Genomic DNA, 23,189 nt, shown 5'->3' with positions numbered 1-23,189 from the left:
AGCATCGGCCGCCGGCGTCAAGACGTTGTCACCGCGGCGTCACCGACCCGACGCCGCCAAGCTCCCGCACCGTGCCCCGTCCCGGCAGCACAGCACCCGCCCGATGCTCATCGCCTTGACGCGGCAGTGACGGACGCGTGACGGGTCAGCGGCACGGTCGACGTAGACGTCGTACCGAGGAGCCAGCATGGCCGTTACCACGACCTATCCCGGGGTCTACCTCAGCGAGATTCCCAGTGGCAGCAGGACGATCACCGGCGTGTCGACATCGCTCACGGCGTTCATCGGACCCGCCCTGCGCGGCCCGGTCAACGAACCGGTCCCGATCGCGAGTTTCGCCGATTTCGAGCGTACGTTCGGTGGCCTGTGGCGCAGCAGCGGCCTCGGCTACGCCGTCCGCGACTTCTACCTCAACGGTGGAGGCGCTGCGATCATCGTTCGTGTCGCACACGGCGCAGACGCCGTACCCGAACGCAACGCCGCCACCGCTGCCCTCGACGCGGGCGGGCTCGGGCTGCGGGCCACCGGCCCCGGCGCCTGGGCGAACACCCTCCGGGCCACCGTGACCTACCCGAACCCCGCCGAGGCGAAGGAGATCGCCGCCGCGCAGGGAGTGAACGCCGACGACCTGTTCTCCCTCGTCATCCAGGAATCCGACGCGGCCGGCTCGCCCGCCGAGACCTTCCTCAACCTCACAGTCGTCGACGGACCACGCCGGGCCGACGTCGTCCTGGCCGCCTCCCAACTCGTCGACCCGGCCGGGGCGCTGCCGACCGACCGCCCCATCGTCGGCACGTACACCGTCGGCGACAGCGGGGCGGGACGCGACGGTGCACCTCCCGGTGCCGCCGACTACGCCGGCGACGAAAGCACGAAGACCGGCCTGTACGCCCTGCTCAAGGCCGACCTGTTCAACATCCTCTGCATTCCACCGCCGACGCCGGCCAGCGATCTGCCGGATTCGCTGTGGGCGACGGCCGCCGGGTTCTGCGCCGAGCACCGCGCCTTCCTCGTCGTCGACCCGCCGTCCACCGCGACGATCGACACGATTACCGGCTGGGTGACCAGCGACGCGGCGCTCACCGGCATGAACACGCGCAACGCCGCGGTCTACTTCCCCCGGATCAGGCGTCCCGACCCGCTGCGCGGCGGTGCGGTCGGCGACTTCGCGGCCTGCGGCGCGATCGCCGGGACGTACGCCCGGACCGACGGCAGCCGCGGAGTCTGGAAAGCGCCGGCGGGAATCGAGGCCGGCCTGGCCGGCGCGAACGGCCTGACCGTGCCGCTCACCGACGCTGAGAACGGGCGGCTCAACCCCGCCGGCATCAACTGCCTGCGCACGTTCCGTGGGGTGGGGACCGTCGTCTGGGGCTCGCGGACGCTGCGCGGTGCGGACGCGCTGACCGACGAGTACAAGTACATTCCGGTGCGACGGCTCGCACTCTTCATCGAGGAGACGCTCTACCGCAACACCCAATGGGTGGTCTTCGAGCCGAACGACGAACCGCTCTGGGCGCAGATCCGCGCCTCGATCGGAGCCTTCCTGCAGGACATGTTCCGCAAAGGCGCGTTCCAGGGAACGACGCCGCGCGACGCGTACTACATCCGCTGTGACGCCGACACGACGACGCAGTACGACATCGACCGCGGCATCGTCAACATCCTCGTCGGATTCGCCCCGCTCAAGCCGGCCGAGTTCGTCGTCATCGGTATCCAGCAGAAGGCCGCCTCGGCCACCGCCTGACGGCAGCCGTACCTGCCGTCAGACCCGAAGGAGCAGTTACATGGCCGAGTTCACGGTGAACGCGACGCGGTTCGACCCGTACAAGAACTTCAAGTTCCGGGTGAAGTGGGACGGTCGGTACGTGGCCGGAATCAGCAAGATAGGCGCGCTCAAGCGGACGACGGAGGTCGTCAAGCACCGCAGCGGCGGCGACCCCAGCAGCAGCCGCAAGTCACCTGGGCGCACCGAGTACGAGGCAATCGTGCTGTCCCGGGGAGTCACCCACGACGTCGACTTCGAGCAGTGGGCGAACAAGGTGTGGAACTACGGCTCGGGCCTCGGGTCGGAGACCTCCCTCAAGGACTTCCGCAAGGACGTCATCCTCGAGATGTACAACGAGGCCGGTCAACTCGTGATCGCCTACAAGGTGTACCGCTGCTGGGTCTCGGAGTTCGAGGCGCTACCGGAGCTCGACGCCAACGCCAACGCCGTCGCAATCCAGACCATCAAGCTGGAACACGAGGGCTGGGAGCGTGACTACGACGTCAGCGAACCCAGCGAACCGTCGTACGTCGAGCCGTGACCGTGACCGCGCACGGGCCCCGCAGCCTCCACGACGCGGCCACGGTGCTCCGGTCGTGGGAGGCCGCGCTGCGGGCGCCCGCGCCCCTGCGCGGCGCGGCGGTCCTCACGAACCTGCACCCGGACGGCGACGCGGTACTCGACCTTCCGCTCGCCGAGGTGGCCGCGCTGGCCACGACGTACCTGGCCGAGGCTTCCGGCTACCACGTCGAGGGCGTCCTGGAGTGCGCCGGCTGCGGGATGCTCCTCGACGTCCGCCTGCGCCTGTCGGATCTCCTCGACGATCCCCCCGCGACCGAGGGACGCGACCGCGGGGCACGATTCGCGCTGCGGCCACCGACGCCACGGGATCTGGCTGCTGCCAGCGACGACGCCGACGCGTACGGGCTGCTCCTGCGCCGGTGCGTGAGCTGGGCCGACGGAACCCCGGTCGACCCCGCGGCGCTGGGCCCGGCAGACCTCGACGAGATCGACGGTGCACTGGAAAGCCTTGCCGGACCGGCGTTGCCGCTGTTGCGGGCCACCTGCCCCGACTGCGGTGGGGCGGCAACCGGCACCGTCGACGTGACTGACCTGCTGTGGCGGCACGTCGAGATCGAAGCCCATGCCCTGCTGCGCGACGTCTCGCAACTCGCGGCCACCTTCGGGTGGCGGGAGGCCGACGTCCTCGCCCTGAGCCCGTACCGGCGCTCGGCCTACCTGGCCCTGGTGACCGGATGAGCGGGTTCCTCGACCGGCTCGCCGCCCACGCGCAGGGGGCGGCCCCTGTCCTGCGCCTGCGGCCACGCTCCCGTTTTGAAGGAACCACACCCCATCCCGCGGCCGCCGCAGCCGCGCCCGTCGACGAACCGTTCCCGGACGAGCTGGCGCCGACACCGGACGAGCCAGCCGGACCAGCCCCGGTGCGAGGACCGGTACGGTCGCGGCCACGGCACCCCGAACACCCGGCCCAGGCCCGACAGCGGCCCGGCTGGCCGCCGCCGGACGACCCGCACGAGGCGGCTCCCGAGCCCCGGCACCACCCGTCCTCCGGTGACCGGCAGCCCGACCTTCTCCCCGCCACATCCGCGCGCGCCGTGACGCCCGTGGCCCCGAACCCTGGGCCGCCCGCCGACAACCGAACCACCCCGGCTGCCCCCTCCGATGCGACGGCGGTGCGGGCCGAACCCAAGACCCGGCCGCCGGCCACACCGAACAGGGAACATCGACCGCCGCCAACGGCTTCCGCCCCCGATCCCATCCCGTTCGCCAGCGCCGAGCCACGCACCGCCGCCACAGCACGCCGCCGCCCAGCCGAGGAGACGACCGGACCGAGGCACGATCCAGCAGAACGGGCCGACGCGGTCCGGCAACCGGCCGGCGCGGCCTGGCCGACCACCGACGAGGTCGGCCACCGGCTCACAACGGCCCTGCGTGACGCCGGCCTGCTCGCACCGGCCGACGGCCGCGAGGCACCGAGCATGCGCTGGCCCGTCGACGGCTTTCCCGAGCCGGCCGACCTCGACAGCCGGCTCGGCCCCGCCACCGACGCCCGCGCCGGACAGGGCGTGCACCTGCATGTCCACCTCGACCGGGTGGAGGTGGTGCATCCCGCACCACCGGCGCCCGCCCCCACACCCCGCCGACCGGACCCACCCCCACGTCGCCCGGCGCCGTCCGTGGACCACGACGCGTACCTCGCCCGCCGCCGGCAGGACCGACGATGAGCAACACCCTGGCCGTCGCCGCCGTCACGTCGACCCTGCGCTACGTGCTCGAGCAGGCCCTCGGTGGCCGCCAGGCCGGCCCGGTCGGCGGTTCCCGCGTGACCACGCTGCATCCCGCCGACATCCCCGCCGACGCCAGCGGCGGCGAGATCCACAAGGGCATCAACGTCTTCCTCTATCAGGTCACGCCGAACCACGCCGGCAACCTCACCGACCTGCCGACCCGCCGCCACGACGGCTCACTCGCGCACCGACCGACCGCCGCGCTCGACCTGCACTACCTCCTCACCTTCCACGGCGACGACGCCGAACTCGACGCGCAGCGACTGCTCGGCCGAGCGGTGCTCGCCCTCACCGTCACGCCTGTCCTCACCCGGGACGTCGTGGAGTTCGCCCTGGCGGACTACGCCACCGAGACCGGTACCGCGTTCCTCGCCGACGCTGACCTGGCCGACCAGGTCGAGCTGGTCAAACTCGCCCCGGCCGCGCTGTCCCTGGAGGAGCTCGGGCGGCTGTGGTCGGCCCTCGGGACCAGGTACCGGCTCGCGCTCACCTACACCGCGACCGTCGTCGTCCTCGAAGCCGACCTCGTGGCCCGCACCGCGCTGCCGGTGCGGCGCCGCGCCCTCGCTGTCGCACCGGCGCACCGCCCGCGCGTCGACCGCGTCACACCCCCGACCGGAGCGGCCATCTCCACAGGCACGACGCTCGAGATCCACGGCAGCGGACTGATCGGCCCCGGACTCACCGTCCGGATCGGTCCGGTCGAGCTGGCACCTGAGGACGGAGCACGCGCCGACCGCCTGTCGGTCACCCTGCACGGGGCCGTGCCCGCCGGGGTGCACGGACTCCAGGTCATCCACCGGACGCCGGCCGGTCCGACCACACCGGCCCGGGTGCTCGCCCGCTCGAACGCCGTACCAGTCCTGGTACGCCCCACGGTGAGCGTCGACACCGTCACCGCCGACACCGTGACCCTCGCCGTCGCACCACCCCTACAGGCCCGGCAGCAGGCTTCCGTCACCTTGTCCCGGCTCGACGGGTTCCCGGCGATGCTGGCCTTCCCGCTGCAGGCGCCGACACCCGGGCAACCGGCCGCCGCAACCGTCGACCTCGACCGGCGCGACGTCCCGGACGGCACCTGGCTCATCCGGCTCAGCATCGACGGCGCGGAAAGCCTCCCGGCGCTCGACGACGACACCTACACCTCGCCCTCGCTGGTGCTGCCGTGACCCCCGACCGCGACCTGGCCGCCCGGGACGCGCTGGTCGCCGAACTCTCCGTGCTACGCGCCCGGGTACGCGGGGACGCCACCGAAGCGGTCGCCCGCGCCGAGACCGCGGCAGCAACGGCCCGGGCGGCCGCTGCCGGCGGCACGGGCCTCGACGAGGTGGCCGACGGGTTCGGCCTGTCGACGTTCGAACGGGCCGTCCTGCTCCTGGCCGCCGGCCCGGAGCTGGTCGCGGCCACCTCCGACGAACTGGTCGCGGTCGGCGCGGGCCCACGGCTGACCTTCGGGACGGCGCTGGCGCTGCTGCCCGACGCGCACTGGAGCGCCATCACCCCGGCGTCGCCGCTGCGCCGCTGGGACCTGGTCCGGCTGCTCGATCCCACCTCACCCACCCGCAGCCCGCTCATCGTGGACGAGCGGGTGCTGCACCACCTGGCGGGAGCGGGACACCTCGACGCCGGACTCGCCGCGGTGGGCCGGCCGCTGTCGCCGCCGCCGCTGCTGACACCGACCCTGACCGCCCGCGCCGACGCGGTCATCGCCGGCTGGCGGGAAAACCGGCCGGTGACCGTCCACGGGCCGCAACCGGCCAACGTCCGGGCCGTCGTCGCCGCGGCAGCCGACCGCACCGGGCTCACCGCATACCTCGTCGCCATGGCCGACCTCCCATCGGACCCGGTCGACCGCGAGCGCATGCTGCGCCGGATGGAACGGGAGACGGTGCTCGGCGGGTGCGCGTGGATCCTCGACGTCAACCACGTGCGCGCGGAGGAAGCGACCGCCGTGGCCCGGGCGCTCGCCGGCCTGGACGCCCCCGTCGCGGTGCTCGGCGCCGCCACCGACGGCGCCGGGCCGCCAGCGGCGGGCCCCGACGGCGCCGTACCGGTACGGGTCGACCGACTGCCGCTGGACGAACGACGACTCGCGTTCGCGTCGGCCGCCCGCCGAGCCGGCGCCGTGCTCGACGCCGCCGAGGTGGACGAGGTCAGCGGAGTCTTCGACCTGGCGCTGGACGACCTCGAACAGGTCGCCCGTGAGGCAGCTGCCGGGACAGCCCTGTGGGCCGCGTGCCGGGCCCAGGCCCGGATGACCGTCGACAGCCTGGCCACGGTACGCACGCCGCGCGCGACGTGGGACGACCTCGTGCTGCCGGCCCAGCAGCTCGACCAACTCCGCGCGCTCGTCGCCTCGGTGCGCCACCGGACGCTCGTCCTGGACAACTGGGGATTCGCGGACCGCGGCCCGCGCGGTCTGGGCTCGACCGCGCTGTTCGCCGGACCGAGCGGCACGGGAAAGACCCTCGCCGCCGAGGTGATCGCGAGCGAGTTGGGCCTCGACCTCGTCCACGTCGACCTCAGCCAGGTCGTCAGCAAATGGATCGGCGAGACCGAGAAGCATCTCGCCCGCCTGTTCGACGCCGCCGAGGACGGCGGCTGCGTGTTGCTGTTCGACGAGGCGGACACCCTGTTCGGCAAACGGTCCGAGGTGCGTGACAGCCACGACCGGTACGCCAACCTGGAGGTCGGCTACCTGCTGCAGCGGATGGAGGCGTTCCGCGGCCTGGCCATCCTCACCACGAACTCCCGCAACGCCCTCGACCCGGCGTTCACCCGCCGCCTGCGCACCATCGTGACCTTCCCATACCCGGACGCCGACCTGCGTGCCTCGTTGTGGCGCAGAGCGTTCCCCACCGCCACCCCTGTCCCGGACCTGGACGTACGGGCCCTCGCGGCCGTCGACGTACCGGGCGGCGGCATCGCCTCGATCGCGCTGACCGCGGCCTACCTGGCCGCCGAGGACGGCGCGGTGTCCGCCGAGCATGTCCGGACCGCGGCCCGCTGGGAGCTGTCGAAGTCCGGCCGGCGGGTCGGCGGGTGAGGTCATGCCTACTTCGCGTTCGCGGCGATCCAGACCGCGAAGTCGGATTTCTTGTGGGTCTCGGTGCCGCCGAAGTGCCGGACGACCATCTTGTCGCCCTCGTACCGGACGAAGACGAAGGACGTGCCGAAGAAGTCTGCGTCATCGGACCTGATCGCGCGCGTCCTGCCGCCCTTCAGCGTCACCCTGCCCACCTGGAGCAGGTCATACGCCGCACGGCTGCGCCAGACCTGCATGGCGGCCCCGGGTTTGAGACCACCGTTCCAGACGTCGGCCTCCGCCACGAACTCCCCGAGGCCCGCATACACCAGGGCGCCCGCAGCGCCGGTTCCCCGGTAGACCTGCGGGACATCGTCCATCTTCCATTCGTGGGTGGCGAGGATGGTCTCGAACACCGGCTTCGTCGCGCCCTCTGGGAGCGAGAGCGGACCGCCGGTGGCCAACTGCGTGCCGCGCAGCAGCCGCTCCTTGGTCGCCAGGTAGCACAGCCGCTCGGAATCCGGGTTGGTCACCTTCTGGATGGCCGCCATCGCCTCGCCGAGGCCGGCGATCCGCCACCACGTGGTCGGCCCGAGGATGCCGTCGATGTCGCGCTCCGGAAGGTTGAAGTCGAACTGCAGCGAGGCGACCGCGTCGGCGAAGGCGTCGTACGCCCCCTTGTTCCACAGCGTGCCGAGCTGGGCGAAGCGCCCGCCGCCGGCCGTGGCCAGGGCTGTGGCGAAGCCGAAACCGCGTGCGTACCGCTCGTTTGCGGCCCTGGCCTCGGTGTACTTGATCGGCCGCCGGGCCAGCACCTCCGCCTTGTGCTCGGCGAGGCGCACCTCCCCGGACCCCTGCCGCTGCACCGCGACGGGTGCGGGGGTGACCGCCGGTGGCGCCGCACCGGTGAGGACGGACGCCGCCGCCGCATCGGCCTGCCGCTCGTGCCCGGGTGTCGCGGTGCCGCTTCCGGCGTGCCCGGCCTGCTGCAGTGAGTGCCAGGCTTCGTGGGCGAGCACCGCGCGCCCCGCGGGGAGATCGGTGTCCACCTGTCCGGGCGCGAGGACGATGTGCGCTCCGACGGTCAGCGCCCGCGCCTCGACGTCACGTGCGGACGCTCCGGATGTCGCGTCGTCGTGTACCCGGATGTGGCCGAGGTCGTGGCGGAGGCCGCGCTCGAGGTCAGCGCGCAGGTCCGGCGCGAGCGGCCGGCCGGTCGGCTCGAGTTCCTCATGGCTGACCGTGCGCGGGTGCGTGGCGTGGTCGAACTCCGGCATCAGCCGCGCCCGTCGGACACGACGACGACCACGCCGGTGCCGGGGTCCACCGGGCTGCCGGCCGGCGGGTCGGTGCGCAGCACCAGGCCGCGGCGCAACGCCAGCCCGGGCTCGTCGACCTCGTCGGCGACGACCAGCCCCGCGGCCTCGATGAGCCGGCGGGCCACCGCCGGGGTGCGCCGGCCGACGTCGGGAACGTCGACGGCCCGTGCCTTGTTCCGGGACAGCCGGAACCACTGGACGAACCTGCCGCCGGTCACCTCGTCGTCGGTCGGCAGCTCAAGCAGGGTGCGCCCCCCTTGCAGCCTCGCGTTGGCGTGCCCGTTGAGATGCATGGCCGGATCCTTCTCGGCCACGATCGCCCAGCCGTCGATGATCAACCGGCCGAGGATCGGATCGTCCCACCGCGCCTTCCCCAGCGCAGTCCACATCCGCTCGACGAGCCACTCGCGGGTACGCTCCGACGGCCACCAGACAAGCAGCGCGCCGTCGGCGTTGACCGTCGCGTCCAGGACGACGGTGCGGTACCCGACCGGGAAGTCGGCCCAGATTTGGTGGTCCTCTCCGGACAGCGGCCACGGCAGGTCGAGTTCGACCCGTACGACAGGCTTGTTCTGCACGGAGTCCTGGCGTACGGGCCCGTCGAGCTCGGCGTGGATCCCTGACACCAGATCATCGACCGCGACGTCGGAGTCGTTGCGGAACAGCACGCCGGTGGCGAAAGTCAGCCGGGTGATGTGGACGCCGGGGCGGCGCGCGCCGGGCGGGTCGAGCTGGGCCGCTACCCGGATGGCCGGGTCGCTGGCGCCGGCGACGGACAGCTCGAGCGTCCCGGAGCGGTCGTTGCCGAATCCGGGCTGCCACCAGAACGCCGCGACACCCGTGTCGTCGGTCGGCACCTCGGCATCCTTCCGGGCGCCGGTGTTGTCGAGGGTCGCCGGGGTCGGCTGACCGTCGACCGCGGCCACGACGAGCCCTGCTCCGCTGGCACCCGCGCTCGCGCGGGCCACGACGGTGACCCCGGCGACCGGCCCGCACGGGCTGTCCACGACCACCCGGACCGGCTGTGGCACGACGCTTCCCGGTGCCGCCACCGTTTGGCCGTCACCACCGAGCAGTCGCAGCTCGGCCGTCGTGGCGAGCCGGGCCAGCGCGTCCTGCACCGTACGGGTGCCGGCGAAACCGGCGCAGACCGGCGTCCACCGCACCTGCGCGGCGACGCTGAGCCGGGCGGTGACGACCACCGGCACGTCGACCGGGTTGCCATGGTCGTCGAGGCGGCGGATCGTCAGCGTCTGCGCCGCAGGCCCGGCCGGGTCGAGCAGCCAGCGCACCGCCGCGACGCCATCCGCGCCGGTGACGAGGGTCTGCAGAGTTCCCGGCGGCTTCGGCAGCGTGGCGGGGGAGGTGAGGTCCGGCACGCCGCCGACCGACAAATGGCCGTTGACCGTCGTCGCGCTCAGGCGCGCGCCGACCACCGGCGACGATCCGTTGCGGACGACGACGCGCACCGGCTCTGCCAGCGGGTCGCCGGGCATCGCCTCCTGGCCGTCGCCGCCGACCAGGTCGACGGTGACCAGCCCGGTGAGCGGCGGGAAGAGCAGCCGGCAATCCGACTCCAGGTCCCAGCCGGAGGCGGCTCGCCGCAGGATCGCCAGCGGCGCTACGTGGTGCACGATGCCGGCGGGCGGCTGATCGGTCGGCCCACGGTCACCGGGCGGCCACTCGATGGTGCCGCTGAGTTGCGTCAGTCCGTAGGCGAGCCGGACCGTCCGCGCCGGGATGGTCCAGAAGTCACCGGTCCGGACCTCACCTCCGGCGGGGAACCGCACCGTGATCCCCGCCTCGAGGTCGGTCGCGGTCGTGCGCACCGGCAGCGGCCCACCGTCCCAGCGTCGTACCACCGGCGACGAGCCGAGCGCGGCGAGCGAGGCGGGCGCCGCGCCGAGCCAGGTCACCGGCAGAGTGAGCCCGGTCGGGGCACCGGTCCGGGCCAGAAATCCGGGCAGCCCGCGCAGTTCGCGGTCGCGGCTGGTCACCTCGACGAGCTGCTGCTCGCGCAACGACAGCTCCTCGTCCCGGCCGACCCGGTCGAGCCCGAGCGTCGCGCTGCCGGCGCCGGAGCCTGGGGCCAGCGTCAGGAGCGCGGCGACGACACTGCCGTTGTCCCGCGACCAGACGAACGTGCCGCCCGAGACGGTGTCGTGCACCTGGACGCGGTAGAGCTGGTTCTCCAGACGCTGGTAGCCGCCCGAACCCGTGATCAGACACGGGTCGGCGCCGGCGTCCGGCGGGCGCAGGCCGGCGATCATCCGACGCGGCGTCCGGGCCGACCAGCCCGGCACGTGCAGGTCCGAGCACTGTTCCCCGTTCTTGAGCCGGATGGCACGCACCTGCCACACCGTCCGCGCCCGCGTCGTCGTGTCCGGACCACCCAGCGCCGGCTCGATCAGGGCGGGGTCCTCGTCGGCGGTGACGTGGTGAGTCCACACGTCGAGGTAGAGGGCGTAGCGGTCGCCCGGCGCGGTGCCCGCCGGCTCCGCGAGACCGGGGTCGGCGGCGCCGATCGCCGGCAGGTGGGGCTGGTCGGTGAGCGGCCAACCGACGGCGGGTGCGGCCGGCGGCGTGCTCTCGCAGAGGATCCCGTCGACGTAGTAGGTGCCCGGGCTGACCCGCAGGTCCGCCCAGGCCGTCCCGGCCGGCGCCGATCCGCCGGCCGCGACCACCGCGAACGGCCCGGCCGCCGCCGGGCCGGTGGCGCCGGCTGCCGGCGCGGGCCCGCCGCTGCGCCCCACCACGTCCCGCGTGCGTACCTCGTCGTGGTGGGCGGTGATCTCGGCCTGCTCGTTCCAGTCCGCATCGAGCAGGACCCGCCCCTGCTGAAGGAGTACCGCGCGGTAGGAGTCCGCGGCGTCGAACGTCGTACGCGAGAAGTCGCCCTGCATGCCCCTCAGCTCCCTGCCGTCGCCGCGGGCGCGGCGACCCCGATCTCCAGACCTACCGGTAGGTAAGGCGCGAGCAGCCGGACCGCGGCCCGCACCCGCACGGGCCGGCGCAGATGGTGGTGGACGCCCATCTCCGCGCCGCCCTCACCGCCTTCGCCCACGGCCACCGGACAACCCGCTGCCAGGGCGAGGTAGTGCGGCGACCCCGGGTCGATCGAGCGGTAGACCGGCCGCACCGACGCATCGCCGCCCGGAGCCGGCACGCACCGGTACCGGCGCGGTGCGCGCGCCCCCGCCGGCAGAAACGAGTACCGAGCGCAACCGGCCTGCCGGTGCTCGACGTCGACCGGACCGTCGAGGATGCTGTTCGTGGCCTCCAACGTGCGGACCGTGACCACGCCGCGCACGGTCGAGGCGTCGACGGTGAGCGCGAGCCCGGTACCGCGAATCGCGTCCGCACCAGGGTCGACCCCGCCGCCATCGCCGAGCCGGCCGAGCACCGCGGCGTCCACGACACTGTCGGCGACCACCAGAGTCGCCGCCGCGGGTCCGAACGCCACGCCGCCGACGACGCTGCGCACGATCTGCACCGCGATCCCCGCGTTGGCCGGCGCGCCGGTGCCGACGCCAACCGTGCCCGAGACGGTGCACTGACTCAGCGCCAGCGAGCCGAGCGCGCCGGGACCGACGACGACGTCACCCTCGACGACGAGCCCGTCGAGCACGAGACTGCCGCCGCCCTCCCCGGTGACCGTGACGGTGCCCACCAGCTGCGGGCGCAGCCCTTCCGGGGTGTAGACACCCGGCGGCGGGGGCAGCACCTCGCCGTCGGCGAGAAACCGTGGCGCCCAGGACGCGGCGACGACCACGAGCCGGGTGCCTTCGGGCACGTGCACTTCGACGTCCCCGTGGTAGCTGCCGCTGTCGCCGATCGCGATGACATACGTGCCGCCGGCCGGTGACGACGCTCCCGCCCAGGCGGCCTCGGCGTCGGACAACGCGGTAGCCAGCGGCGACGGCACCGTGCCGGGCGGTCCCGCGGTGACGGCCACCTGCGCGGTGACGCCCGGCCCGCCGCGGCCGGGATCGCCGACGTAGACGTCGGCGGCGAGCACATCCGCGTGCACGGCCGCCCGGTCGTACGTACCCGCCCCGACGTCCGCGGTGGCGCCGTACCCGAACCGGACGTCCAGCCGCTGCGGGATGTCGGCGACCCCGCTCCGGTACGGATACACCCGGCCGGTCAGCGTGTCCACCACCACCTGCCACCCCGGCAGCGGATCCGGATCGTCCGGGTCGGGCGACGCCGGGTCGGTCGCGAGACCCTCCAGCCCGTACACCCGCATCCGCTGCGGCCCCAACGGATCCCCGTCGTCGACACGGACCACCACCGGCAGCGACCCCGGGTCGGCGTCGGCGGCCCGGGCCGCGGCGAGCATCGCGAGCAACCGCCGGGGACGCAGCGGGACCGGCAGGTCCGCCTCCGATGCGAGATGCTCGATCGTCTCCTCGGTCTCCGGCACGGCGTACAGCGGGCCGTCCAGGCGCAGCGGATGCACGCTCCACCCGTCCGACGCGTCGGCGCCGCGGGCGCGCGCCGGCGACCAGCCCGACTCGTAGACCTGGTCAGGGAACAGGAACACCCCGACGTTGCCGATGCCGTACCGGCCGCGCAGCCGGGCGATCCCGCGGACGTCGGCGGTGTGCGCCAACGGGTCGAGGGCTCCTCGGGCGACCGCGGTGGGCACGAGTTCCAGCGACCCACCGGCCGCCGTCGGGGTTCGTATGCTCGCGGTCGCCGCACGATCGAGCCGCACGTGATTGACGTGGCTGCTCGCGGCGAGCAGCCGGTAGTACTCGACGGCCCGGGCCGGCCAGCCCGTCACGTCCCGGGCCACCTGCTCGATCACCGCCAGCGTGCCCTTGCGGCGCCGGTAGGCCAGGGTGTTGGCCACGAACGCGCGGCGGCTCAGCCCCGCCCCACCGACACCGGACAGATCCGGGGGCAGATCGGTGACCCCGACGAGATCGCCCAGGTAGGGCACCACCCACTCCGGGCAGGTCTCGATGAACCAGGACGCGTAGAGGTCATCGATGTCCTGCTCGAGGATCGCCAGCTCCCCACCGACCGCCTCGAGCAGCGTCCGCAGCAGACCACCGGCCTCGACGTCGCGGGCGACGACGTGTCCCGGCAACAGATCCAACAGCCGATCGACGGCCGGGCGGGTATCGGTCACGGTGTCATCTCCCCGATCTCGACGGCACCCGCCGCGAGCTCGGCGAGCTCGGCGGGCACGATCCGGTCCGCCGACGCGCCCGCATCGTCCCAACGCGCGGGCAGCGGGGCGACAACGTCGACCGCGTCGCTGTCCAGCGGCAGCACCGGCAGCTGCGGTGGCGCCGGCACGGCGTCGAGGGCCAACAGCCGCGGCATCGTGCAGGCGAGCACCCCAGGCGTGGCACGGACGACGACGAGCACCGCCGGCGCGCGCACGGGCACGGCGAAGGCCGTACGCGCGGGACCGTACGCGTCCGCGAGGGCCGCCTGGACCGCCGCGAGGACGTCCGACCGCCGATAGGCGCGATCGTGGGCCAACGCCATCCGGATGCCGAACCGCGTCACCGTGCCCGCGCGCACGTCGAGCGGCCCACCCGGATCCCTGGCCGCGGCCAGGTCCCGCTCGAGGTCGTCGAGCAGGTCCTTGCCAGGCAGCGCCGCGCCGGCCGCGAGGACACTGAGCACCAGCCGGTTCACCCGACCGTCCCAGACCAGGTCGGCGCGGGCCGGCCCGACCCCGGCGTAGCCGCGGGCAAAGTCCTCGTGGTCGGCCACCGACACCGCCCGGTCGAGCGTACGGACCCGCAGGGGAGCGTTGATACGCGCGCTCTGCAGGTCCTCCTGCGGCGCCCAGTCCCGGGACGCGGCCGGGTTCGTCACCTGCCCGACGCCCAACGGCCGGCGAGGCAGCATGCTGATCTGTCCGGGCTCGACCGCGCCGGCCGAGCCGACACCGACCCGGTACGCCGCCGTCACGTTCTCCGTGCCGGTCGCCGGCCGGGCACCGTGCACGCCGTCGCCGAGGACGATCCGGGCCCCGCCGTCCTCGCCGTGCCGGACCGCGTAGACCCGGTCGGTCGGGCCCGCCTCCGCCAGACTGGACACCAGCGACCACTCGACGCCGTCCACCCGGATCGACAGCTCCGGGCGCGCGCCGTCGGGTGTGGTGGCCCGAACGTAGGTCAACGGCGACCGGCGCGGCCGCAACGTCGCGAACGTGGCGCGGCCGTCGCCGCTGCCCAGCGGCTGGACGACGCTCTCGCCGTGCGTGGCGACGGCCACGTTGGCGAGCACGTCCAGACCGGCGGGCCGAAACGCGTGCGCCAGGTCGTCGGTGAGGGTGATCGTCATCGTCCGGCCGTCCGGCGCCGGGACGCACTCCCGCACCGTGGCGGTCTCGACCACCGCCGCCCCGGTGGTGGAATCGGTGCCGCGCAGCAGGATCCGGCGGCCGGCGGGCAGCGGCGGGTCGCTGGCGGCGACGGTCACGGTCCGGCCGGACACCGCGGCGGTCGCGGGTTCGTCCGAGGCGGGCAGCGGGCTGCTGCCGCAGTGCACGCTCGCCCGGCGGCGGCCGAACGAGCGCAAGCCGTCGGCGAGATCGACGCGGAGCCGGGTCAGCGGGCCGCTGAGCGCCCACCGTTGCGCACCGTCCGGGGTGATCCGCTCGACGAGGTACGCCTCGGTGCGCCCGGGCTGCTCGAGTACCACCCACGAACCGGGCAGCACCTCCGGATGCACGCCGTCGACCTCGACGACAGTCGGTTCGGCGGAACTGGTCACCTCGAAGTCACGCCAGCGGTAGGCACCGTGCGGGTCCTGTTCCACCCCGTCCGGGCTGTGCTCGGTGGTGACGAGCAGGCTCGGGTCCGGGGCGTTCCAGCCGAAGAGCCGGCCCCGGGTCGCGAACGCGTACACGGCGATGTCGGCCTGCGCGACCAGGGTTCGCGTGCGGCGGTAGCCGATCGGCCGGTCGAGGGACAGCCGCACCCAGCCGGCGTGGCCGTCGTATCCCGGCTCGACCGCCGTGACCACGCGGAAGTCCCAGCGTTCGTCGTCGTCGAGGGTCTCCGGTCGCCGGGGACGCCATGTCGGCCACGCACCGTAGGCGACCCGCTCGCTGCCGACAACGAGAAGGGTGTCGCCGGGCCGTACGGTCGTCGAGGCGCCCCGCAGCCAGATGTGGTCACGGCCGTAGCCGAAGTGCTGCGGCGCGCCGGCCACCGCCGGCAGAACGTTCCAGCCCGCGCGGACCTCGACGTCCTCGACCGTCTCGAAGGTCTGGGGGAGTTCGGCCGGCCCGGGTGGCGCGCCGACGGGCGCGGCCCGGGGCACCGACTGCGCCGGCGTCCCGCGTGGCACCAGCACCGCATCCGGTGTCCCGGGCCCCTCCTGGACGAAGAAAGCGAGGTCGACCTGAGCGGCGACCCCAGGCCGCAGCTCGTAGCCGAGCATCCGGGCCAGCTCACGCACCGACCCGCGCTGCGTCGCCGTGCGCAGGTAGCCCTCCTGCGCGATCCGCTCGCAGTAGAAGGCGACCACGTCGGCGACATAGGCCCAGGTATCGAGCAGTCCGACCGAGGGGTCCTCGGTGCCGTGCCGCGCCAGGGCCCGCAGCGCGAGGTCACGTCCGGGCTCCGACAGAGCGGCACGCATCCGCTCCATCGCGGTCGCATGCGTGGCGACGCGGCGGCGCAGCGCCGCGAGCCCCGGCGGGTTCTGCACCGAAGGCAACGCGGCCGTGGCGCTGTCCGGCTCGGTCACGACCCACCTCCGAGAACAAGGTCGACGCGGCCCGCCTCGGGATTGTTCGGGTCGCTGTCGCAGCGCAACACCTCCTGGGGCTGGACCGCGACGCGGCCGGCGGCCAAGGCCGCCGCGGTCGCCGCCGCGGTCGCGTCCAGCCGGCCGAACCGGCGCACCTTCACCCAAGACACGCCAGGCACCGCCATCGCCGCCGCCACCACGTCGCTGAGATACAGCGGCTCGCCGAACGTGAACCGGTCCGGATGGAAGAACCCGGTCCGTCCGCCGCCCAGGTCCCGCGCGGACAACGCGGCCGCGAGCCGGCCTTCGACGTCCTGACGCTCGAACTCGCGGGCCGCGCAGGCCAACAACTCCAGGTGCAGCGGCGCGTAGACAGGACGGCTGATCTCGACATCCCGGCCGGCCATCCGCCGGGTCTCCAGCAGCGCGAGCACCGCCGCGCGGACCGACGGGTCGTCCGCCTGCGCGGCGAGCGCGTCCACCATGACCTCCTCGGTGTACCACGAGCCGGCCCACCGGCGCCGGGCCAGGCTGCGCTGCACCCCGGGCACCGTCTGCGCGGCGCCGGCGTAGTCGGCGTCCGTGACCGCGCGCAGCTGGCGCCGGTACGCCGACGGCGCGAGCTGGCGAACCTGCTCCAGCGGCTCGGGATCGGTCCCGCCACTGGCGCGCAACGGGTTCCACACCTCGAGCCGGGCACCTGACGGCACGGCGGCAGAGCCGTCCGGGCGCAGCAGCCACGCGGTGATCCGGCCCGCGCCGACATTGCCCGCGCAACCGCCGCCCACCCGGTATCGGGCCCGGAACCTGGCCCGCGCGGCCGGTGCGCGGCCGGTGACGCCATCGCCGAAACGCAGCCACGCCGAGCCGTCCGGGCCGGGTTCGACCACCACGTGGGGGGCCAGCCGCCCACTGGCGATCAGGTCGGGGCGCGGCTCCCAGATGCGCCGGCCGTCGTCGAGGACGAGCTGGGCGACCGCGAGCCGGGGGTCCGGCAGGGTGAGCGCGGACGCGGCGCAGGCCGCCGCGCCGGTCGGGTCCGGCGGATCCGCGAACGCCAGCCCGGTGCGGGCCAGCCGCGGCCGGTAGCGGGCCGGATCGAGCACCTGCGCAGGCTCCAGATCCTCCCAGCCGACGGTGGCCCCGTGGTCGGCCAGGACGACGTTCGCCAGCGCGACCGCGCGGGTGGCCGGACGCCCGGCAGGCCCCGGCTCGCTGGCCCGCAGCGGGCCCAGCAGCGCATCCTCGGCGTGCCAGTGCACCTCCAACACGGTGCGGTCCGGCGCGAGCGGGTCGATGTGTGCCACCGGGTCGCGGTCCAGCCGTACGGCGTGCCGGGCCGCCGGGTCGCCCAGCTGCGCGGGCCCGCCGTCCTCGCCGTCGTGCGGGCAGTCGACGAGCACGAGGACATCGCCCGCCCGCAGCCGCGGGTCGCCGCCGGCGGTGGGGTAGGCGAGAAACGCCGTGGTGGTGCCCTCGGCCAGGACGTGGTCGGCGTCGCCCCACGTGTGCACGGCGATCCGGTTGCGCTGCGGCCGGATCGCGACGTCGGCGCAGGTCTCGAAGACCACGGCGCCGAGACCGTCCGCGTCCACCGGTCGCAGCGCGTCACGGCTCGACACGTCACACACGCCGGTGCCCGCCCGCAGGGTCAGCGTGCTGTCGGTGCTCAACGCCAGCCAGGCCCGCGCCGAGCAGCCCTCGTGCACCCGGTAGCCGAGCAGCCGGGCATGCCGCCGCACCGACGTACGCTGCCGGGCGGTCCCGAGGTAAGCCTCGACGGCCACCGCGTCCTGCCAGGAGGCGAGCCGGTCCCCGAGGGAGGCGAACAGCTCGATCAGCATGACGGCGGGGTCGGCGGCGCCGCGGTCGGTCCAGCCGGGTACGAGGGTGCTGAGCCGGTCCAGCAGGCGCGTGCGCAGCGCGTCGTAGTCGCGGGCCAGGTAGTCCAGGACGGTCGACGACACCGCCGCCGCGGCTTCCTGCTCAGGCGGGCAGCAGTCGAGGTCGCTCGGGCAGTCGACGGTGAACGTGAACGTCACCTCGCTCAGCGGCGGGTCGAACCCGGCCGGCACGCCGGTCCGGCCGTCGCCGAGCAGGCGCAGCAGATACGTCGACCAGTCGCCGCTGGTCGAGGTCCGCACGACAAGGACACGTCCACGCACAGCCCCGTCCGGCGGCAGGTTGACGTCAACAAGCGCGCGGTCGGCGGCGTCGACGCCGTCGAGGTCCGCGATCGGGGAAACCGGACCGCCCGGCCCGCTGGCCGCTCCCGCAACAGCCAACGCGGGGTAGGCCCATTCCACCCGCACCGGATTGACCCGTGGGTCCGGCCGCACACCCCCGGTGATGGCCACACGGGCGCCATCCCAGTCCGCCGGGACCGGGTGGTTGAGCACATGGACCAGAACAGTCCGCTGCCGTGGCGCCCCCACGACATGGTTCGGCAGGCCCGGGGCGTTGGCGAGCACCTCGACGAAATCAATGCCGTCGAGGTCCGAGCGGCCCTCGACCAGGGCGCGCCGGGCCGCCCGGTCCACCGCGGCGACGCCACCGGTCCCCACCGGCGCGCCGGTCCCGGCGCTCACGGCGATCCCGCCCCGGCGGACCCGGGCCGACCGCTGACCCGCAAAATGCGGCGGCCCTCGGCGATCGGGGCCCGCAACGACACGTACGCCACCGTGACCTCGAGCGTCGACTCGTGCGCCCGCACGTCGACCTGGTCGACCCGGATCAGGTCGCCGAGGTGACGTTGCAACGCGCCGTGCACCATGGCCTGGGTGGCATTCGCGAGCTCGTCGCCGCCGGGAGCGAACACGAGCGCATCGACACCGCTGCCGAAATCGGGCCGGTTGACCCGCTCGCCAGGACGGGTGAAAAGCACCTGCTCGACGAGACCCCGCAAGTAGTGTTCCTCGTCCGCGCTCGCCGTCCGGCCCCGGCCGTCCAGCCGCAGCGGAAAGGCGACATGCGTCACCGGACCGCCGGTCAGCCCCGACAGGGCACCGGCCGGCCCACCGAACCCGGCCGGCATGCTCATGTCGCCTTCACCCGCGCCTGCGCCGACACGACGTTGAGCGGAACCCCGGTCGGGACACACTGCGCGGTGCCGCCCTGGACGACCAGGGGCTGCCCCATCGACGTCACGCGGACCGTACCGGCGGTCCAGCTGGCGGTGGCGCAGGGGCCGCCGCTCTGCGGAGGCAGCGGACAACCCCCGACGGTCCACGGCGGCGGCAGGCCGATGGCGGGCTGACCGGAAAGCCTGACCCGGGCCGCCGCAACGGTAGGTTGCGCCTGCCCGCCGTGGGCACACAGCACGGTCGCGCCCTGCTGCACCAGGAAGCCCACTCACATCACCTCCAGAGCGCCGTTGTTCACCGACACCGACGACGTGCTGAGCAACACCTTCTGCGCGCCGATGCTCAACTCGATCCCGCTGGCCGAGCAGGCGATCCTCATCGGCACCGGCACCGCGGGAGAGGCGACCTCAATGGTCAGACCCCCAGCGCCGGCCAGGTCCTCGAACGTCAGGGTCACCCCGTCGGTCTTGAAGACCTTGGTGGTGGGCAGGCCGGTACCGGGGCTCTGACCAGCCCCCCAGAAACAGCCCGCGAGGATCGGATACGCCGGATCACCGCCTTCGAACTCGACCCACACGTTGGCGCCAATCGGAGGCACGGCGAACAACCCCACCCCGTCACCGGCATAGGGAACGCACGGCATCGCCCAGCTCAGCCTGCCGTCACCGAGCACGGCGGGCACGCTCACCTGGACGCGACCCAGCCGCATCGGGTCGATGTTGTTCGCCACCGTGCCGCGGTACTTGCCGTGAAAGGTCACCCCTGCCGCAGTCACACGACCACCACCGGCACGGTTGATCCGTAGCCCTCACGCACGATCGTGAACTGCTGCCGGTAAGAACCGGGCGCCAGGTCGTGGACGACCCGCCGGACATACCAGAGGCCGTCATGCGACCAGCCCGCACCACGGACGCCGACCAGACCGCGTGGGCGCAGCACGGCCCCGTAGCGAGCGCCGTCCAACTCGCCGTCGCCGACCACCGCGTCCATCGACCGGTCGACCTCCGCCTGTGCCCGCGCGTACGCACCCGTGATCCCGGCACCGCTCACACGCAACCGCCGGGTCCGCACGTCGCCCGAGTTCGTCAACGACAGCGGCAGCGCCGCCAGCGGCGGACGCAGACCGGTGCTCAATGCGACCCTGGTGGTGCTGCCGCTGCGCGGGTCCTGCACCGCGCCCTCCACCCGGACCGGCGACAACGCGTCGACCCGGAACCGCGGCGGCGCGGTCACGTTCGTCTCCGGCCCGAGGTCCACCGACAAGGCACGCTGAGGCGCCCCGACCCGGACCGGCGGTCCCCAGTAGAACGTGCTGGTACCGGGAGCCGGGCCAGGAATCACGTAGGCCACGTAACCATGCCGCTGCGCCAGCATGACCAGGTGACGCAGGTCCGTGTCGTGCTGGGTGGGCACCCGCTCGATGGGCAGCGGAGGGTCCATGTCCAGGGGCGGCACGACCATCGGGACGATGCCCTGGGCGGCATACGGCGCGAGGATCGCCCACACCTGGGGATAGTCGTCCAGAGCCGGCCATTCGGTGTCCCGCTCCTCGCGGTCCAGCAGCACCGAGACGTCCTCACCGGTGACCGTCAGCGTGGCCGCGCCCGGCTCGTCACCAGGCGTAAGCTCCACGCTGGTGACAACGCCGTCCATCAGCACGGTCGGCAGCACGCCAAACGTGACGACCAGGACGAGCCGCGCGCCGGCGGTCACCGCAGTGGCGAGCATCGGAGTGTCGAACGCGCCACCGACGCCGGAACGTCCGGCGTCGAAGGCCAGCGTGAACACCGAGCGCTCCTCGTCGCTCTCGGTGACCCGTGCGGAGCGTAACCGGGCGACGACCTGCGCCGGCAGCGGCAGCGGCAGCGTACGACCGGCCAGAACCGACATCCGGACGCCGAGCGCGCTCACCCGTCACACCCCCGGCCCGGGAATGGCGATGACCCGGCCCTCGGCGTCCGGGCCGACGAGCGCGTCCGGGTCGAGCGCGAGATTGGCATCGCAGATCCGCCACGCGGCGGCGGGATCGCCCAGGTAACGGGCCGCGAGCAGGTCGAGCCGGTCGTCGGGTACGACCCGATGCCACGCCACCACCGGGGTCGTGGCCGGGTCGAGCGGCACCCGGGTGAGCAGGTACGCGACCTCGCGAAGCCCGCCGGCCCCGTCGTCCACGACCACCGTGGCCGGCTGTGCTCCGTCGTAGCGGCTGTGCCCGGCCATCTCAGGCACCAGCCAGCGAGGTGAGAGCGGGTACCGCCCCGGTGACGCCGGCGACGCTGGCCATCGACTCCTTGAGCACCTGGTGAACCAGGAACAGGGCGTGCCCGGGATCGGTCGCGGGGAGGTCGTTGTAGGAGAGCACCTGCACGGAGAGTTCGACGGACGCCCGGATCGGGAACAGCGCGACGTCGAAGGCCTGCTCCGTGATGGTGAGGCTCTCCAGCCGAACCGGCACGGCACGCCCAGGGCCCCAGACCAGCACGGTGAGCGGTCCCTCCGGAGGAAGGATTTCGATCGTGCCGGCGAGCAGCATGGCCGAGTTCGCGATGACGAGTGCGGTGCTGGGATAAAGCAGCATCTCCAGGGCCGCGAGCTGGGGCACGATGCCCGCCGCCGCCGCGACCGGATCGCCCTTCTCCAACTGGTCGGTCGCGTCGATCTCCACCGTCATCGCGATCGTCTCGGTCGGCGCGCCCCAGACCCGGTGGGCGTCCGCAGGGCCCACCTGCTGCTCCGCCGGCGCACGGCGCGGTCGCAGTGTCCGGGTTACCTGGTCCGGGTTGTACTGAAAGACGACGATGCGAGACAACGGGCTCAACGGGTCAATCGCGACGATCGCCCCGCTCAGAGTACGCGGACTCCCCGGGAAACTGCCCATGACAGGAGGGTCGGGGGAGTGCGTCACCCGCCTGTCACACCCCCGTCACCAACGAACTCCGTCGTGATCGGACCCCCGCCAGAGTCGGCTTCCTATCAGAAGCGCTGCTCGTCCGATATACGGGGGCAGCTTGGTGCTACCGTCGCGCTACTCCAGCCCTGGATAGGTGGCTCGCGGATCGGCTACTGGCGCGGGCGCAGGCTGATACGCGGAGGCCCAGCATGCCGCATCGTCCCCAGCTTCCCGCCAACGTCGACCGCGACTCGCCACGTACCCTCAACCCGGAAGCCACGTCGAAACCTGTGCCTGCCGTGGCACTGGCCCTGCTCGGTGGATTCGTGCTCCAGGTCAACGGTGAGATGGTGGAGTTCCCGACCGCTATGCAGCGGCTGGTCGCTGTCCTCGCGCTGCGTGGACGGATGAGCCGCAGCCGGCTGGCCGGCACCTTGTGGCCGGGAATCACGGAGCATCGGGCACTTGCCCGTCTGCGTACGGCAATCTGGCGAGTCAACCACGTCACCGACCGACTGGTCACCTCGACGAGCGGTACCGTCGACCTCGGCGCGGAGGTGGACGTCGACGTGCGCCGCCTGGTCGCTGGATCGCTCGCCATCATGCGTGCCGACACGTCGGCGTCGGCGCAGGACGCCCACGCCATCCTCGAGGACGAGGGAGACCTGCTGCCGGACTGGGAGGACGAGTGGCTTCTCGCCGACCGGGAGCGCCTGCGCCAGATGCGGTTGCATGTACTCGAGGCGGCCGCTGAACAGCTGGCCAGCCTCGGCCGCTTCGGCCTTGCGATGGAGGCGGCCCTGGCCGCGCTGCGCATGGACTCCCTGAGGGAGAGCGCACACCGCACGGTGATCAGCATTCACCTCGCGGAGGGGAACCTCTCCGACGCCCGTCGTGCCTATGACCAGTGCCGGGAGATCATGGTTCGCGATGTCGGCGTGGAACCCTCGCTGGCCATCACCAGAATGCTCGCTTTCGACGACCGCACCGACCACCGCCCACTCGACGCGGTCGTCTAGACAGCCCGGAGGCGCCGCTGTGGGGTCGCCGTAGGGCCATCTGAAGCGAAT

The 23,189-nt window shown here is 73.4% G+C and carries 18 protein-coding genes; 7 read left to right on the top strand and 11 right to left on the bottom strand.

Going from position 1 to position 23,189, the window contains the following annotated elements; translation table 11 throughout:
- The first annotated feature begins 187 nt into the window (after window positions 1-187).
- The 6 genes from ACIRG9_RS12905 (at window position 188) to ACIRG9_RS12880 (ending at window position 7,120) form a co-directional block, all read left to right on the top strand.
- On the top strand, window positions 188-1,744 hold the full coding sequence (locus tag ACIRG9_RS12905) for a phage tail sheath family protein (protein ID WP_402854441.1): 1,557 nt from the start codon (window positions 188-190) through the stop codon (window positions 1,742-1,744).
- Window positions 1,745-1,784: 40 nt separating this feature from the next.
- Window positions 1,785-2,306, top strand: a complete 522-nt coding sequence (locus ACIRG9_RS12900; RefSeq protein WP_402854440.1) for a phage tail protein — start codon at window positions 1,785-1,787, stop codon at window positions 2,304-2,306.
- Entirely contained in the window at window positions 2,303-3,025 is a 723-nt protein-coding gene (locus tag ACIRG9_RS12895) for a hypothetical protein (protein ID WP_402854438.1), read from the top strand. Before ACIRG9_RS12900 ends, ACIRG9_RS12895 begins: the two co-directional genes overlap by 4 nt.
- 434 nt (window positions 3,026-3,459) lie before the next feature.
- Window positions 3,460-4,011 (top strand): hypothetical protein, encoded by a 552-nt coding sequence (locus tag ACIRG9_RS12890; RefSeq protein ID WP_402854437.1) that lies wholly within the window; start codon window positions 3,460-3,462, stop codon window positions 4,009-4,011.
- On the top strand, window positions 4,008-5,243 hold the full coding sequence (locus tag ACIRG9_RS12885; RefSeq protein ID WP_402854435.1) for a Pvc16 family protein: 1,236 nt from the start codon (window positions 4,008-4,010) through the stop codon (window positions 5,241-5,243). Before ACIRG9_RS12890 ends, ACIRG9_RS12885 begins: the two co-directional genes overlap by 4 nt.
- Complete coding sequence (locus tag ACIRG9_RS12880; protein ID WP_402854433.1) at window positions 5,240-7,120, top strand: ATP-binding protein; 1,881 nt, start codon at window positions 5,240-5,242, stop codon at window positions 7,118-7,120. Before ACIRG9_RS12885 ends, ACIRG9_RS12880 begins: the two co-directional genes overlap by 4 nt.
- An 8-nt stretch (window positions 7,121-7,128) precedes the next feature.
- Here the strand turns inward: ACIRG9_RS12880 and ACIRG9_RS12875 are convergent, their stop codons facing one another.
- The 11 genes from ACIRG9_RS12875 to ACIRG9_RS12825 are packed head-to-tail and all read right to left on the bottom strand — an operon-like array spanning window position 7,129 to window position 21,954.
- Window positions 7,129-8,376: a DUF4157 domain-containing protein gene (locus ACIRG9_RS12875; RefSeq protein ID WP_402854431.1), complete on the bottom strand. Its 1,248-nt coding sequence runs from the start codon at window positions 8,374-8,376 to the stop codon at window positions 7,129-7,131.
- A complete protein-coding gene (locus tag ACIRG9_RS12870; RefSeq protein ID WP_402854430.1) occupies window positions 8,376-11,321 on the bottom strand; it encodes a DUF6519 domain-containing protein in 2,946 nt (981 codons plus the stop codon). Before ACIRG9_RS12870 ends, ACIRG9_RS12875 begins: the two co-directional genes overlap by 1 nt.
- 5 nt (window positions 11,322-11,326) lie before the next feature.
- On the bottom strand, window positions 11,327-13,558 hold the full coding sequence (locus ACIRG9_RS12865; RefSeq protein ID WP_402854428.1) for a hypothetical protein: 2,232 nt from the start codon (window positions 13,556-13,558) through the stop codon (window positions 11,327-11,329).
- Complete coding sequence (locus tag ACIRG9_RS12860) at window positions 13,555-16,143, bottom strand: hypothetical protein (RefSeq protein WP_402854426.1); 2,589 nt, start codon at window positions 16,141-16,143, stop codon at window positions 13,555-13,557. The genes ACIRG9_RS12865 and ACIRG9_RS12860 overlap by 4 nt, the downstream gene beginning before the upstream one ends.
- Window positions 16,140-18,734, bottom strand: a complete 2,595-nt coding sequence (locus ACIRG9_RS12855) for a putative baseplate assembly protein (RefSeq protein ID WP_402854425.1) — start codon at window positions 18,732-18,734, stop codon at window positions 16,140-16,142. Before ACIRG9_RS12855 ends, ACIRG9_RS12860 begins: the two co-directional genes overlap by 4 nt.
- Window positions 18,731-19,186 (bottom strand): GPW/gp25 family protein, encoded by a 456-nt coding sequence (locus ACIRG9_RS12850; RefSeq protein ID WP_402854423.1) that lies wholly within the window; start codon window positions 19,184-19,186, stop codon window positions 18,731-18,733. Before ACIRG9_RS12850 ends, ACIRG9_RS12855 begins: the two co-directional genes overlap by 4 nt.
- Window positions 19,183-19,497 carry a hypothetical protein gene (locus tag ACIRG9_RS12845; RefSeq protein WP_402854421.1) on the bottom strand — a complete coding sequence of 105 codons (315 nt, stop codon included), beginning with the start codon at window positions 19,495-19,497 and terminating at the stop codon, window positions 19,183-19,185. The genes ACIRG9_RS12850 and ACIRG9_RS12845 overlap by 4 nt, the downstream gene beginning before the upstream one ends.
- Entirely contained in the window at window positions 19,498-19,959 is a 462-nt protein-coding gene (locus tag ACIRG9_RS12840; protein WP_402854419.1) for a phage baseplate assembly protein V, read from the bottom strand.
- A gap of 41 nt (window positions 19,960-20,000) precedes the next feature.
- Window positions 20,001-21,140 (bottom strand): hypothetical protein, encoded by a 1,140-nt coding sequence (locus ACIRG9_RS12835; RefSeq protein WP_402854417.1) that lies wholly within the window; start codon window positions 21,138-21,140, stop codon window positions 20,001-20,003.
- A gap of 3 nt (window positions 21,141-21,143) precedes the next feature.
- Complete coding sequence (locus ACIRG9_RS12830) at window positions 21,144-21,449, bottom strand: hypothetical protein (RefSeq protein WP_402854415.1); 306 nt, start codon at window positions 21,447-21,449, stop codon at window positions 21,144-21,146.
- A 1-nt stretch (window position 21,450) separates the two neighbouring features.
- Window positions 21,451-21,954 carry a hypothetical protein gene (locus tag ACIRG9_RS12825; RefSeq protein WP_402854413.1) on the bottom strand — a complete coding sequence of 168 codons (504 nt, stop codon included), beginning with the start codon at window positions 21,952-21,954 and terminating at the stop codon, window positions 21,451-21,453.
- 464 nt (window positions 21,955-22,418) lie between these two features.
- On the opposite strand from ACIRG9_RS12825, the gene ACIRG9_RS12820 reads away from it, so the two are divergent.
- Window positions 22,419-23,138 carry a BTAD domain-containing putative transcriptional regulator gene (locus ACIRG9_RS12820; protein ID WP_402854411.1) on the top strand — a complete coding sequence of 240 codons (720 nt, stop codon included), beginning with the start codon at window positions 22,419-22,421 and terminating at the stop codon, window positions 23,136-23,138.
- Window positions 23,139-23,189: the final 51 nt, after the last annotated feature.

The sequence above is a fragment of the Micromonospora sp. NPDC093277 genome (assembly GCF_044765245.1).
Taxonomy (GTDB): domain Bacteria; phylum Actinomycetota; class Actinomycetes; order Mycobacteriales; family Micromonosporaceae; genus Micromonospora.
This window is presented reverse-complemented; position numbering and strand designations above follow the sequence as displayed.

What these genes read in the sequence shown, in the direction of transcription:
- ACIRG9_RS12875 (WP_402854431.1), bottom strand. Translation starts at nt 8,376, where the DNA reads ATGCCGGAGTTCGACCACGCCACGCACCCGCGCACGGTCAGCCATGAG.
- ACIRG9_RS12885 (WP_402854435.1), top strand. Translation starts at nt 4,008, where the DNA reads ATGAGCAACACCCTGGCCGTCGCCGCCGTCACGTCGACCCTGCGCTAC.
- ACIRG9_RS12905 (WP_402854441.1), top strand. Translation starts at nt 188, where the DNA reads ATGGCCGTTACCACGACCTATCCCGGGGTCTACCTCAGCGAGATTCCC.
- ACIRG9_RS12850 (WP_402854423.1), bottom strand. Translation starts at nt 19,186, where the DNA reads ATGAGCATGCCGGCCGGGTTCGGTGGGCCGGCCGGTGCCCTGTCGGGG.
- ACIRG9_RS12900 (WP_402854440.1), top strand. Translation starts at nt 1,785, where the DNA reads ATGGCCGAGTTCACGGTGAACGCGACGCGGTTCGACCCGTACAAGAAC.
- ACIRG9_RS12870 (WP_402854430.1), bottom strand. Translation starts at nt 11,321, where the DNA reads ATGCAGGGCGACTTCTCGCGTACGACGTTCGACGCCGCGGACTCCTAC.
- ACIRG9_RS12830 (WP_402854415.1), bottom strand. Translation starts at nt 21,449, where the DNA reads ATGGCCGGGCACAGCCGCTACGACGGAGCACAGCCGGCCACGGTGGTC.